Here is a 13,410-nt window from a genome sequence, read left to right on the forward strand (position 1 = left end):
GGCCTCGCTGTAACGCCGCATTGCTCTGCTCCATCAAGCCCCCTGGTGGAAAAAGTGGTCGGGATGGAGAGGCGTCAACTTTCCTGGCAGAGGGGGGGTCAGCACCAGGTGGTCGCGGTGCACCACCGCGCCGCCGACGGGCCCGTAGCTCTGGCGCACCTCGGCGCTGCTGCGGCCCATCACCGCCCGCAGCTCTTCACTGCTGAGGGCGCACAGGCCCCGGCCCAGCTCGCGGCCATCGAGGCTGAGCAGCCGCACGGCATCGCGGCGGTTGAAGCTGCCCTCCACCAGGCGCACGCCCACCGCCAGCAGCGAGGCGCCCCGCTCCACCAGGGCCCGCTCGGCGCCGGCATCCAGCCGCAGGCTGCCCTTGGGCAGCAGGGCATGGGCCAGCCAGCCCTTGCGGCCCTCCAGGGGGCTGGGGGAGGGCCGGAACAGCGTGCCCGGGCTCCCGCCCGCCAGCAGCGCCTCCAGCACCGCTGGATCGCGCCCATCGGCCAGGCGCACCTGGATGCCGCTGGCGGTGGCGATGCGGGCCGCCGTCAGCTTGGTGGTCATGCCGCCGGTGCCCCAGCGGCCGCCCCCCTTGGCCACCCCCGCCAGGGCCTCCAGCTCCGCCAGGCTGCCCACCTCGCGGATCGGGCGGGCCTCGGCGTCGCTGCGGGGATCGCCCGAGTAGAGGCTGTCGATGTCGGTGAGCAGCACCAGTTCATCGGCGCCGATCGCCACCGCCACCAGGGCTGAGAGGGTGTCGTTGTCGCCGAAGCGCAGTTCGTCGGTGGCGAGGGTGTCGTTCTCGTTGATCACGGGCGTCACGCCCCAGGCCAGCAGCTGCTGCAGGGTGCGGCAGGCGTTCTGGTAGCGGCGGCGCGAGGCCAGATCGCCGCGGGTGAGCAGCACCTGGGCCACGCAGCGGCCGTGGGCGGCGAAGGCCTGGTCGTAGAGGGCCATCAGCCGCCCCTGGCCCACGGCGGCGGCGGCCTGGAGGGCCTCCAGCTCCGTGGGGCGCTGGCCGTGGCCGAGGGCGTGGCAGCCCAGGCCCACGGCGCCGCTGGTCACCAGCGCCACGGGCTCGCCCCGTTGCCACAGGCCGCTGAGGCTGGCGGCCAGGTCGGCGATCACCGCCTCGGTGCCGCGGCCCCCGCTGCCCCGCAGCAGGCTTGTACCCACCTTGATGACCCTACGCATCGGCATGTGGTTTCGGTTCAGGTCAGGTCGTGGCGCAATCAGTGCAGATCGGCACCGGCGAAGCGGGCCAGGCGCACCTCCAGCCGCTGCCAGCGGTCGTGGGGGCAGGGCTGGCCCTGGGGGTTCACCGGCCTCACCAGCACCGTGTACAGACCCAGGCGGTTGCCCCCCAGCACATCGGTGAACACCCGATCGCCCACGATCGCCACCTGGTCCGGCGGGATGGCCAGTTCGGCCATCACCCGGCGCAGGGCGCCGCGGCGGGGCTTGGCGGCGCTGGTGGTGTAGTCCACCCCCAGCTGGCGGGCCACGGAGCCGATGCGCTGGCGCGAGGGGTTGTTGCTGAACAGATGCAGTCGCAGCTGCTCGGCCTGGGCCCGCTGCAGCCAGTCCTCAACGGCGGCCGGAAGCTGGTTGCCACGCCGGGGCAACAGGGTGCGATCCACATCCAGCACCAGGGCGCGGATGCCCCGTTCCAGGAAGTGCTGCAGCGGCAGTTCGGCCACGGTGGCCTCGGGCTGCCAGTCGGGCTGGAGCAGCCGCTGCAGCTGGCTGGGGAAGGGGCGCGCGTCGCTCAAGGGATCGGGGTTGGCTGGGTGTCCGCTCTGTCGTGGATTCAGTCGCTTGGTCAGCAGCCTGGCCAGACCTTTGCCTGTCCAGGCTGTTGCCGGCCCAGGGGCCGGCTCAGTCCTCCGCCTGCTCGCGGTCATCGAGTTCGGCCTCGATGCGGGGCTGGATCCGCTCGAACTCCTCGCCCTCCACCAGCACCCCCTCGCTGCCCTCGAGGCGGGCCACCACGAAGAAGGGATCGAGGGGGATGTAGAGGCCGTATTCCTGGCCCTCGGCCCGGAACTGGATCAGCATCTCGTAGAGGTCGCTGTCGTCGTCGTCCTCATCGCCCTCGAGGTCCTCCGGGTCCACCTCGTCGGGGTCGGGCTCCTCCAGTTCGCCGCTCACCGTGAGGGTCACGGCGGAGCGCACCAGGGTCAGGTCGTGCTCCTGGAGCACCACATCGGCCACCGAGAGGATCGATTCGGCCCCGGCCAGTTCCTCGATCACCTCGTCCTCCTCGTCGTCGTCCGCGGCGATCCGCACCAGGCACACCGGGGTGTCCACCGGCGTGAGCAGGGCGTAGTCGTGGCCGTCGAGGGGGATCAACTGCTCGAGGAAGCAGAGCAGTTGACGGCCCTGGCCGTCGCGCACGAGCACCGTGGGCACATCGCCGGAGCCGGAGGTGGAGGGGCCGTCGGAGCTCATGGGGGAGAGGCAGATGCCCTCAGGATGCCTGGGCGTCGGACCCGGGGCCAAGCTCCGGTGGCCGAGTGCCCACCGGATCGGCCGGGTTGGGTGCACTGGCCAGGGCCTGGGGCTCGGGCCCTTCGGCCAGCCACTGCTCCAGCAGCAGGGCGGCGGCGGCACTGTCGAGGGCGCCGCTGCGGTCGCCGTGGAGGCCGTGGCGTTCGCCGGCGGCCCAGCTGCTGGCGTGCTCGTTCACGAAGGCCAGCGGCAGGCCTACCTGGCGGGCCAGGCGCTCGCCGTAGCGGCGGCAGTGCTCGGCCTGCTCCGTGGGCTGCTGGGCCGCATCCAGGGGCAGCCCCACCACCAGCGCCTCCACCCGGCGCCGCTGGATCAGGGGCTCGAGCAGGGCCAGATCGGCGGGGAAGCGGCCCCGGCGCAATGCCGCCAGCGGCGTCACGGTGAGCCCGAGGGGATCGCAGCCCGCCAGGCCGATGCGGCGGCGGCCCACATCCAGGGCCAGCACCGAACGGGGCCGGGGGCGGTGGGGGGCCACGGGGTCAGCGCCCCAGCGGCGTGGGCAGGGGCCGCTGGCGGGGCTGGAGCTGGCCGAGCACCGCATCGAGGCGGCGGACCACCGCCGCGCTGGGCTGGGGCGAATGGCGCCGCCAGACGCTGCGGGCCATCACCACCTCCTCGCCCTCGGGGGCCATACCCAGGCTCTGCAGCCAGCGGCTGCGCTCGCTGTCGCCCATGTCGCTGCGAACGATCAGCTGGTCGCAGCCGGCGGCGCTGCGCTCCAGCAGCAATTGCAGTGGGGCCCCCAGCAGGTGCTGCCAGCCCGGGTGCAGGGTGAGTTCCAGCTCCGGCAGGCCCCGGCTGCCTGGTCTCAGTCGCCGGGCGCCTGCCACGGCCGTCTGGCGGGAGGCATCCACCAGCATCAGGCTGGGGCCCTGGCTCTGGTCGAGCAGATCCTCGACGCGGCGATCCAGCAGCTGGCGCAGCTGGGCCGGCAGGGCCGCCTGCTCCAGGTGCCACATCAGGCCGGCCGTGCGGCGGGTGAGGGGCTGCAGTTGCAGGTCCGCGGGCAGGGTTTGCGGCAGACCCCCTGGCTGGTCGCCGGCGTGGCTGCCGCTGGGCTGGGGCTGCCAGCGCCAGAGGGTCTCGTGCCGCAGGGGCTGGAAGCCCTGTTGGCGCAGCAGGGCAAGTCGGGCGTCGTCGCAGCTGGAGCTGGTGGCGATCCAGCTGGCGGCGTTGCGGCTGCGCTGGATCGCCTCGCGCACCAGGGCCGATTCCAGGGCCATGCGTCCCGTTTCAGGGGCGGCCAGCACGGCTTCACTGCTGCGCAGGTGCAGCAGCTGCCAGCAGCTGCCGCTGCGGTTGAGCCGCTCACTCACGATCAGCCCCAGGGGGCGCTGCGGGTCGCGGTAGGCGAGCAGCACATCCGGCGCCAGGGCACGGCGCGCCACCAGGCTGCGCAGCAGTCGCTCGGGGCCCTGCAGCAGCAGGGCGAGCTGCAACAGCGGCTGCAGATCGAGGAAGGAGGGGTCCTGCAGGAGGGGCAGGTGCCAGCCCTGCAGGGGCTCGATCCGCAGCGGCGGCAGGGGGCCCACGGAGGGGTCTCCGGCCGCGCCACTGGTGGGGCTGGCCGATGGCTGGCTGCTGCTCGGGACCGCTCGGGTGGTCGACACGCTTGCGCTCGGCAGGGTTACGGCCCCGCTCGACAGGCCTCATCCCCATCGTATGGGGCCGGGCCGGCTATGGGCGCACCAGCACCAGCGGCGTGCGCTCGTTGGCGTTGCCGGCGGGGTTGGGCCTGAGGGCCCGCTGCAGCAGCTCCTCGTCAGTGCCGGGGCTGGCGGCCAGCACCTTGACCCGGCCCAGGTCGTTCACATCCACCACGGCCACGGCGACCCCCAGGTCGGCGGCGAGCTGGGCGCAGATGGCGGCGGGTCGCTCGGGGCCGAGCACGATCGTCTGGTCGTAGGGGGGGGTGGTGCCGGTGATGTCGTCGATCAGACGGGCCTGATCCCCCGCCAGCCGATAGAACCAGCCCTTCAGCCCCACCAGCTTGAGGCCCGTGCCCACCAGCCAGGCCACCAGCACCCGGGCCGGCCCCACCACATCGATCAGGCTCTGCAGGCCGCAGGCCGAGGCCAGCGAGCTGGTGGGGTGGAACACCCGGCAGAGCAGCCGCGCCAGGGCCGAGGGCTGCACCGTTTCCGGGTGGTGGTAGCGGCCCTGGATCACCGCCAGGGGCGTCTCGCCGATGGTGAGGATGTCGCCGGGCTGCAGCACCGCGCCGGCGTAGTGGCGCAGCACCTCGGCTGGATCGTCGAGCACACCGAGCAGGTGGGTGCGGATCGGCAGCACCTGGCAGTGATCGCCCGCGCGCCACTGGGCGTTGGCGGGGGTCGCAGCTGCAGGACGGCGCAGGGGCACCAGCACCGCGTCGCGGCGCTGCAGCCGCCCGAATGGCCCGTAGTTCACCCAGAGGATCTCCACCCAGAGGGTGTCGAGCAGGGCCTTGAGGTCCACTCCGGCTGGGGCTGTGATCTTCAGGCGCAGCTTCGCCTCGGTGCTCTTGCGCCCCTTGACGATGTAGGCGAACCAATAGCCATCGGCCCGTGCCTGCTCATCCGGGTGATTGGGGATGATCTCGCTGCTGATCCGCACGGCCTTGAGGTCACCGCGGCCCAGCAGGGTGGGTTTCACGCTGATTTCCGGCACGAACACCTCCATGCGGGGATGGGGGTTGTGGATGGTGAGCGTGCCCTTCACCAGCACGCCGTCGTCCTGGCGCAGTACCTTCCAGGCCGAGGAGCGCAGCTCCAGCGGCGAGGCGGGCCGCAGCCGATGGCGCAGTTCGAGCCAGAGCAGGCTCAGGCCGAACAGCAGCAGCGCGATCAGCAGAACGGAAAACAGCGGGGCCACGCTGGAGCTTCAGGGACCGCCGGAGCGTAGGCCGCGCCGCCGGCTGCGGGACCGATTGCGGCGGTTGGTGGCGGGGTCGTTGCCGGCTGGATCCAGCGCCGTACGGTGCGAACTACGCCGCCGGAGCGGGCCCCATGCGCAAGACCTACGTTCTCGATACGAACGTCCTCCTGCACGATCCCCAGGCCCTCACGCGCTTCCAGGACAACGCGATCGTGATCCCGATCGAGGTGGTGGAGGAGATCGATCGCTTCAAGCGCGATCCGGCCGAGAAGGGTCGCAACGCCCGGCAGGTGTCGCGGCTGCTGGACGCCCTGCGCGAGAAGGGCAACCTGGCCGACGGCGTGCCGATCGATGCGGGCAGCGGCGGCACCCTGCAGGTGGTGTTCTGCCGCCGCGAGACCCTCGATCAGCTGCCCCCCGAACTCAAGGGCGGCAACGGCGACAACAACATCCTTGCGGTGGCGCTGGAGCAGCTGCGCCAGGGGGTGATCGGCGGCGACAAGCAGCCGGTGGTGCTGGTCACCAAGGACACGAACCTGCGCATCAAGGCCGATGCCGTGGGCCTGACGGCCCAGGACTACACCACCGACAAGGTGACGATCGCCGACCTCTACCCCGGGGTGTGCGATCTGCCCGTGAGCGCCCAGCAGATGGAGGCGATCAAGGGTGACGGCGGGCTGCCGCTCGCTGAGATCCAGGCGGCGCTGGAGGCCACGGGCCTGTCCCTGCAGGCCAACGAGGGCGTGACCCTGGTGGATGAGCTGCAGCCGGGCCACACCCTGCTGGCCCGCTACGACGCCAAGCGCGGCTCCCTGTTCCCGCTGCAGCGCGTTCAGCGGGCGCGGCTGGGGAGGATCAGCGCCCGCAACCGCGAGCAGACCTTCGCCCTGGATCTGCTGCTCGATCCCGCGATCCAGCTGCTCACGCTGGTGGGCAAGGCCGGCACCGGCAAGACCCTGCTGGCCCTGGCGGCTGGCCTGCACCAGGTGGCCGATGAGCACCTCTACGACCGACTGCTGGTGACCCGGCCGGTGATCTCCCTTGGAAAGGAGATCGGCTTTCTGCCCGGCACCCTGGAGGAAAAGATGGGCCCCTGGATGCAGCCCATCGTCGACAACCTCGACTTCCTGCTGGGCCGCAGTTCGGAGGAGGAGGGGCGCGGATCGGGCCGCAGCGCTAGCGGCAGCGCCGGCCGGCCGGCCGGCCACCGCCAGCCCCGCAGCAACTGGACGGACCTCAAGGGCATGGGCCTGCTGGAAGTGGAGGCGATCAGCTATATCCGCGGCCGCTCAATCCCGCGCCAGTACATGGTGGTGGATGAGGCCCAGAACCTCACCCCCCACGAGGTGAAGACGATCGTGACGCGGGTGGGTGAGGGCACCAAGATCGTGCTCACCGGGGATCCCTACCAGATCGACAACCCCTACGTGGACGCCGAGAGCAATGGCCTCACCTGGTTGGTGGAGCGCTTCAAGGGCCAGAGCCTCGCCGGCCATGTGACCCTGGTGCGCGGCGAGCGCTCCGAACTGGCGGAGCTGGCGGCGAACCTGCTGTGAGCGCTGCGGCCGACGTGCTGCCGGGGCGCATCCGGGTGCTGGTGGTCGGGGCGGGACCCACCGGCCTCACGACCGCGCTGGAGCTGGTGCGGCGCGGGGTTGAGGTGCTGCTGGTGGATCGCCGGGCCCAGCCACTGCCCTGGGATCGGGCCACGGTGATCCATAGCCGCACCCTGGAGATCTTCGACGCGCTGGGACTCGTGGAGGAGTTTTTGCAGCGGGGCCATCGCATGGATGGTGTGAATATCTTTGCCTACGGCCAGCGCTGCGTGACCCTGCGCTTCGATTCGATCGACAGCCGCTATCCCTTCGATCTCAATCTATCCGAGCACATCACCGAGCAGATCCTCGCCCGACGATTGCTCGACTGCGGGGGTGCGGTGCATCGCGGCTGGACCCTGACCGCCCTCAGCGGCCCTGGTTCAGACGGCACGGAGCCGGACTTCGGTGGACCGCTCACGGCCCGGCTGGAGGCCAGTGATGGCCGCGTGCACAGCCTGGAGGCCGACTGGGTGGTGGGCTGTGATGGGTTGCGCAGCAGCGTGCGCGATCTGATCGGCATGGCGGTGGAGGGCCATGCCTACGACACGCTCTGGGGCGTGGTGGACGGCCGTCTGGAGCATTGGCCCCACGATCCCCGCTTCGGGGCGGTGCAGATCGAGCCGCCGTCGCTCAATCCACTGCCGCTCGGCCCCGATCGCTGGCGGGTGTACTTCCGCGCGGATGCCGAGCTCGAGGGCCAGCCTGCGGCGCTGCTGCCCCGGATCGCCGCCGCCCTGACCGCGCTGGCTCCGGGGGCGGCCCTGGTGGACCACGACGAGCCGATGCTGTTCCGCACCTACCGGCAGGTCAGCTGCAGCTTCCGCCGCGGCCGGGTGCTGCTGGCGGGGGATGCGGCCCATGCCTGCAGCCCGATCGAGGGGCACGGCATGAATGCCGGCATCCAGGACGCCTTCAACCTGGCCTGGAAGCTGGCCTTGGTGCTCGATGGGGCTGCGGATGAGGACCTGATCCACACCTACGAGCCGGAACGCCGGCCGGTGGTGGAGGCCTTCGGCGCCTCCGGGGATGCCGCCGAACAGCTGCGGGCGGTGCCGGATCAGCGCCCGGCTGTGGAGCGCGTCAAGCGCCTGCTGATGGCCGGCATGGTCTCGCCCCAGGATCGCTACCAGGCGGCACTGGCCGAATCGGAGCTCGATTTCCGCTACGGCCCGAGCCCCATCGTGCGCTCCCATTGGCAGGGCTCCAGTGGCGCTGGCACCGGCGGCGATCGCTCCGGTGGCGAGTCACAGCCCAGCTGGCTTGGCCCCCACCCCGGGGATCGCCTGCCGGATGCCGGGCCCCTGCAGGGGCAGCCGGGGGTGAGCCGCCTCTACGACCTGTTGCGGCAGCCGGATTTCGTGCTGCTCTGGTTGGCCACGGACGCCACCCGGGTGGAGCTGGCACCGGAGTGGCTGGCGGCCCTGGAGAGCCTGGCCAGGGTGTGGTTCATCAGCACCGCAGGCTGGGAGCCGCTGCCGTCTCGGCGCTGGTTGCTCGATGCCGAGGGGCTGGTGCACGCGCGCCTCGGCGTGGTCGATCCCACCCTGCTGGTGGTCCGGCCGGACAGCCGCGTGGGCTTCCGCTGCCAGGCCCCCGACCCACTCCTGGCCCTTGACTATTTCAGGGGCTGGCGCCACCTGCCCCTTGCGCCTACGGTCGCCTGACTTCGGCGGCTCCGTGCATGCAGGTCCCTTTACTGCTGCTGGAGCTGGGCGGTCACAGCGTGGAGGTGGCCCACACCCTGATCGAGGTGGGGCGCTTCGCCCTGATCGTGCTCGCGGCCCGCGCCCTGGCCGAGCTGATGGTGCGGCTGCAGCTGCCCACGATCCTGGGTGAGCTGGTGGCGGGGGTGCTGATCGGCCTCTCGGGCCTGCACCTGATCCTGCCGCCGGAACTCGGGGCCCAGCTCAATGGAGCCCTGGTGGGGGCCGTGGCGGGGCTGTCCCATCTGGCGCCGGATCAGGTGAGCGCGATCTACAACGACACCTTCCCGAACCTGCAATCGGCCTCGCGCATCGGCCTCTACGCCCTGTTGTTTCTCACGGGCCTGGAATGTGAGCTGGATGGGCTGATCGCCGTGGCGGCCCAGGCCATCGGCGTGGCGCTCACCGGGGTGCTGCTGCCCCTGGCCCTGGGCACCGCCGGGCTGCATCTGCTGTTCCACATGCCGCTGCTGCCGGCCCTGTTCGCCGGTGCCGCCATGACCGCCACCAGCATCGGCATCACCGCCAGCGTGTTCGGAGAGCTCGGGGTGCTCAAGCGCCGCGAGGGCCAGATCGTGATCGGTGCCGCCGTGCTCGATGACATCCTCGGCATCGTGATCCTGGCGGTGGTCGTGTCCCTGGCTGGCGGGGGGAGCATCAGTGCCGCACCGATCCTCAAGTTGCTGGCGGCCGCCGCCGTGTTCGTGGCCGTGTCGCTGCTGCTGAGCCGGCAGGCGGCACCGCTGTTCGATGGGCTGCTCGATCGGCTGAAGGCCCCGGGAGAGGCGGTGGCGGTGGCCTTCCTGGTGCTGTGCCTCGGCTGTTTCGCCGCCCAGGCCATCGGCCTGGAGGCGGCCCTGGGGGCCTTTGCCGCCGGACTGGTGCTGAGCAACTCGCGCCATGCCCATGCCATCGAGGTGGCGATCCAGCCGTTGGTGGCCCTGTTCGCCACCGTGTTCTTCGTGCTCATCGGCACCACCATGGATCTGGCGGTGCTCAACCCGCTGGAGCCGGCCAACCGCGAGGGCCTGGTGGTGGCGGCGTTCCTGCTGGTGATCGCCGTTCTCACCAAGCTGGCGGCCGGCTTCAGCTACCGCTCTGCCGAGCCCACCAACCGCTGGCTGGTGGGGCTCGGGATGATGCCGCGGGGGGAGGTGGGCCTGATCTTCCTGGGCCTCGGCAGTCAGGCCGGCCTGCTCAACCCGGCGCTTGAGGCGGCGATCCTGATCATGGTGATCGGCACCACTTTCCTGGCGCCGGTGCTGCTGCGGCTGGTGCTGCGTCCAGCTCAGCCGGCTGCCACCGGCTGACAGCGGCCATCCATCATCACCTCCCCTGGCTGGCCTCCCTTGGTGAGGGCCTGCTCGTGGAAGGTGAGGCGATGGCGGTCGATCGTGGTGCGGTGCTCCACGTCGTGACGACGGTCGATATGGACCACCATCGGGGCGGCCACGGAAGGGATGCCCAGCTCCCGTTCTTCCCGGCTGCCCATCCCCAGCCCCGCCTCATCGCTGTCGCTGTCGCTGAGGTGGAAGCTGTTGGACTCCTTCTCCAGAAAGGTGATCTGATCGCGGGACGTCTCAACAGGCAGGGTCTGCCCATCGGCGAAGCGAACCCGATCCTCGCCTCGGCCCACGGTGACCCGGAAATTGATCAGCCCCTTGGGATCGTCCCGATGGCGACAGATCAGCGACTGGGGCCCCACCGGATCCCAGCTCCTCACGGCCAGCACCACCAGGGCGACGCCAGCGGTGATCAGCAGCAGGCCGGGCTTGCTGATCGTGAACTGCCGCAGATCCGGGATGGCCATGCTGATCCTGCGGTCCCTTGCCCATGCTGCTTCGGTCAGCCGACGCCTGGCAACCCCCGCTGCGCGACCAGTCAGGCGCCGCTGCTGCCCAGCTCCGGGGGTGGCGTCGCTGGATGCGAGGCGGCGCCGACAGCCCTGATCGAAGTGCTGTCTGGTCGGAGCAGTTCCGCCGCTGGATCGCTTCCGACTGGTGTCCAGGCCTCTTGAACAGGCAGCCCGACAGGGAGGCATGCCACTGACCCCTCGGCTTCTGGCCTGGCTCTAGGGCTGGGAGGCAGATCCAGATAGTCGATCAGGGATCTATGGCAGAGGCACATGGTCCTGATACTGACCACGAATGGCCTGAAACTGATCGGAGAGGGTGAGGAAAGCGTTCACCACCTCAGGATCAAAGTGACTGCCGCTCTCTTCGACAATGAGGGCGCTCGATTCATCATGGGAGAAAGCGCGTTTGTAGACCCGCTCACTGATCAGGGCGTCATAGACATCTGCCAGTGCCATGAGGCGTGCTGCCAACGGGATCGCTTCGCCACTCAGGCCCTGTGGATAGCCACTTCCGTCCCACTTCTCATGGTGGCTGTAGGCAATCTGCTTGGCTGTGAGCAGAAATGAACTTGGAGAATTCAGGGCTTCCTCAGCCTGTTCAATCGTGATCTTACCTAGGGTGGTGTGGGTTTTCATGATGTCAAACTCCTCGGCAGTGAGGCCGGCTGGCTTCAAGAGGATGGAGTCTGGTATGCCTACCTTGCCAATATCATGCAGTGGCGCAGACTTGTAGAGGATCTCAATCTGCTCGTCCGAGAGTTTGGCGGCATGGGCTGGGCTTGATTGGAGATACTTGGCCAGTGCGCGTACATATTGCTGGGTTCGTTTGATGTGGGCGCCCGTTTCGTTGTCCCTGGTTTCTGCCAGTGAGGCCATGGCCAGGATGGTGGTGTCCTGAACCGCCTCCACCTCAGCAGTCCTCCTGATCACCTCAGAGGTGAGATAGGTATTGTTGTCCTTGAGGACATCCCTAGCACGCTTCAGTTCAACGTGGGTGGCAACCCGAGCGCGGAGGATGGAGGGAGAGATCGGCTTGGTGATGTAATCAACGCAGCCACACGAAAACCCCCTCTCCTCGTCATGTATCTCGGTGCGGGAGGTGAGAAAGATGATTGGTATATCTTGAAGTTCTGGGTCTTCTTTCAGGATGCGGCAGACCTCGTACCCATCTGTCCCTTCCATGATGATGTCCAGAAGAATCAGGTCTGGAAGGGGTTGCTGTCTGATGCTGCGCAGTGCCGCGCTACCGCTTGTCGCCATGCGAATATGATAATTCTCTTTCAGCAGGCTGTTGATCTGCTGCAGGCTTTCACGGGCATCGTCAACGGCAATGACCAGTGGCTTGGTGGAAGGGCTTTGGCTCATGCCTGGTGGGTTTCGGGATCAGGATTCGTTCTGTAGCCTCTGAGTGAGTTTCCTCTCAGAAGGGATTCGGTGCCGCATCTCTGTTGCTGATCGCTGTTGCTGATCGATCGTCTCGTCCTGCGCTTCTCTTTTTCTTGCCAGTGGTGGATGCATCTGGAGACAACCATTGTCGATCTCCGGGGGAAAGTCGTATGGTGCTGGGGAAGACAGGAGCAGCAGTGCGTTATACATCACATTTCATGCTAACCATCCTGGAGGGCGTCTAAGAGGCCTGCGGTTCGCCCACCGCTGCACGTGATACAAAACCTCATGCTCCAGGAGCAGGCTTGCGGCAGATCTGCTCTTCAATGCCCACTCGCTGCCCACTCGCTGCCCAAAGTGGCCAGCGTTGGGTTCAGAGGGGGCCTCCCAAGGCGGTTTGCAGGGTGGAGAGGGCCGCTTCGAATTCCAGATCCTCGAGCTGTCTATGGAGTTGGGCATACACCTGATCTCCCAGAATCCGTTGCAACAGGGTCTGCTCCCGCGCTGCAAGCTCAATGGCCTCGCCGTCACCGCAGTCGATCAGGCTGGCCAGGGTGTTGAGCAGTTCCCTGTGGGTGTCGGCCAGGCCCTGGTCTGGAGCGGCCTCTGCAGGGCCGGCTTGATCTGTCTCAGTGCTGCTTGCCAGCACTGTCTGGCCGAGTGCTGCATCGAGCAGTTGCACCGTGGAGGTCAGAGACTGGTTGAATGTCTGCTGAGCTGTTTCTGCAGGGGCTCCCTCCCGCAGAGCCTGCTCCAGTGCATCGGCGCTCCTGTGCAGCGCCATGGCACCAAGATTGCCTGCCACCCCTTTGATCGTATGCACCAGGCGCTCCGCTGTGGTGTGATCTCCGCTCCCGAGGGCCTGTTCCAGTTGCTCTACGGCAGTTCTCTGGGTGTTGGCGAAACTGTTCAACAGCTTCAGGTAGAGCGCTTCGTCCCCAGCTGTCCGCCGCAGTGCCCCGGCCACATCCAAGCCGGCTTCGCGGAGTGCTTCCAGAGGCTTGGCCCCCGGGTTCACGGCTGAGGGGGGATCCAGGCTGGGTCTTGGTGGTGAGGTTGATGGTGATGGAGCGTTGCTCTCTGGCTTGTAGGCCGTCAAGGCCTGATAGAGCCGATCGGGGTCGATCGGTTTGGTCAGGTGATCCTGCATGCCGGCGGCCAGGCAGCGATCCCGTTCCTCGGCAAAGGCATGGGCTGTCATCGCCAGAATCGGAAGGGCGTGCCAGCGGCTTTCCGAGCGGATTCTGCGGGTGGCTTCCCATCCATCCATCACCGGCATGGCCAGATCCATCAGCACCACATGGAAGGGGGATGGTGTCCGTGCCAGTTCTTCCAGGGCCTCCAGTCCATTCTGAGCGACAACAACCTGGCCACCTACGGCACGGAGCAGTTCTACTGCGATCAGCTGATTTGACGTGACCCCCTTTGTCGGTCCAGTCCTTATGAGAGTGGGTGGATGTGGTCATGCTGCAACTCCCTGTTGAGCTGCCTCCAGGGGCGTACGCCC

The 13,410-nt window shown here is 68.6% G+C and carries 12 protein-coding genes; 3 read left to right on the forward strand and 9 right to left on the reverse strand.

Annotated features, from left to right (window positions below):
• Window positions 1-33 precede the first annotated feature (33 nt).
• From proB to CJZ98_RS15805, 6 genes are all read right to left on the reverse strand, one after another.
• Entirely contained in the window at window positions 34-1,188 is a 1,155-nt protein-coding gene (gene proB, locus CJZ98_RS15780; protein ID WP_390902058.1) for a glutamate 5-kinase, read from the reverse strand.
• A gap of 38 nt (window positions 1,189-1,226) precedes the next feature.
• Window positions 1,227-1,766 (reverse strand): YqeG family HAD IIIA-type phosphatase, encoded by a 540-nt coding sequence (locus CJZ98_RS15785; protein ID WP_232756541.1) that lies wholly within the window; start codon window positions 1,764-1,766, stop codon window positions 1,227-1,229.
• A 106-nt stretch (window positions 1,767-1,872) separates the two neighbouring features.
• A complete protein-coding gene (locus tag CJZ98_RS15790) occupies window positions 1,873-2,445 on the reverse strand; it encodes a DUF3727 domain-containing protein (protein ID WP_094592080.1) in 573 nt (190 codons plus the stop codon).
• 19 nt (window positions 2,446-2,464) lie between these two features.
• Complete coding sequence (gene ruvX / locus CJZ98_RS15795) at window positions 2,465-2,980, reverse strand: Holliday junction resolvase RuvX (RefSeq protein WP_232756542.1); 516 nt, start codon at window positions 2,978-2,980, stop codon at window positions 2,465-2,467.
• A 4-nt stretch (window positions 2,981-2,984) separates the two neighbouring features.
• Complete coding sequence (locus tag CJZ98_RS15800; RefSeq protein WP_232756543.1) at window positions 2,985-4,115, reverse strand: hypothetical protein; 1,131 nt, start codon at window positions 4,113-4,115, stop codon at window positions 2,985-2,987.
• 67 nt (window positions 4,116-4,182) lie between these two features.
• Window positions 4,183-5,358 carry a F420-0:Gamma-glutamyl ligase gene (locus CJZ98_RS15805; RefSeq protein ID WP_094592082.1) on the reverse strand — a complete coding sequence of 392 codons (1,176 nt, stop codon included), beginning with the start codon at window positions 5,356-5,358 and terminating at the stop codon, window positions 4,183-4,185.
• A 134-nt stretch (window positions 5,359-5,492) separates the two neighbouring features.
• Here CJZ98_RS15805 and CJZ98_RS15810 point away from each other — a divergent pair, with 134 nt between their 5' ends.
• Genes CJZ98_RS15810 through CJZ98_RS15820 form a run of 3 tightly spaced genes read left to right on the forward strand, consistent with a single transcriptional unit; the run spans window position 5,493 to window position 9,972 of the window.
• Complete coding sequence (locus tag CJZ98_RS15810; RefSeq protein WP_094592083.1) at window positions 5,493-6,917, forward strand: PhoH family protein; 1,425 nt, start codon at window positions 5,493-5,495, stop codon at window positions 6,915-6,917.
• Window positions 6,914-8,623: an FAD-dependent oxidoreductase gene (locus CJZ98_RS15815; protein WP_108723318.1), complete on the forward strand. Its 1,710-nt coding sequence runs from the start codon at window positions 6,914-6,916 to the stop codon at window positions 8,621-8,623. Before CJZ98_RS15810 ends, CJZ98_RS15815 begins: the two co-directional genes overlap by 4 nt.
• Before the next feature lie 17 nt (window positions 8,624-8,640).
• The gene (locus CJZ98_RS15820; protein WP_094592085.1) at window positions 8,641-9,972 is read left to right on the forward strand and encodes a cation:proton antiporter; all 1,332 of its coding nucleotides are present in this window, start codon (window positions 8,641-8,643) and stop codon (window positions 9,970-9,972) included.
• Here CJZ98_RS15820 and CJZ98_RS15825 read toward each other — a convergent pair.
• The 3 genes from CJZ98_RS15825 to CJZ98_RS18500 all read right to left on the reverse strand — a co-directional run bounded on the left by CJZ98_RS15825 (window position 9,951) and on the right by CJZ98_RS18500 (window position 13,347).
• Entirely contained in the window at window positions 9,951-10,472 is a 522-nt protein-coding gene (locus CJZ98_RS15825) for a hypothetical protein (RefSeq protein WP_094592086.1), read from the reverse strand. The genes CJZ98_RS15820 and CJZ98_RS15825 overlap by 22 nt on opposite strands.
• 300 nt (window positions 10,473-10,772) lie before the next feature.
• Window positions 10,773-11,882 (reverse strand): HD-GYP domain-containing protein, encoded by a 1,110-nt coding sequence (locus CJZ98_RS15830; protein ID WP_094592087.1) that lies wholly within the window; start codon window positions 11,880-11,882, stop codon window positions 10,773-10,775.
• Between the two features lie 394 nt (window positions 11,883-12,276).
• Window positions 12,277-13,347, reverse strand: coding sequence for a response regulator (locus CJZ98_RS18500; RefSeq protein ID WP_408645526.1), 1,071 nt, complete (start codon window positions 13,345-13,347; stop codon window positions 12,277-12,279).
• Window positions 13,348-13,410: the final 63 nt, after the last annotated feature.

The organism is Vulcanococcus limneticus LL (assembly GCF_002252705.1).
Taxonomy (GTDB): Bacteria; Cyanobacteriota; Cyanobacteriia; order PCC-6307; family Cyanobiaceae; genus Vulcanococcus; species Vulcanococcus limneticus.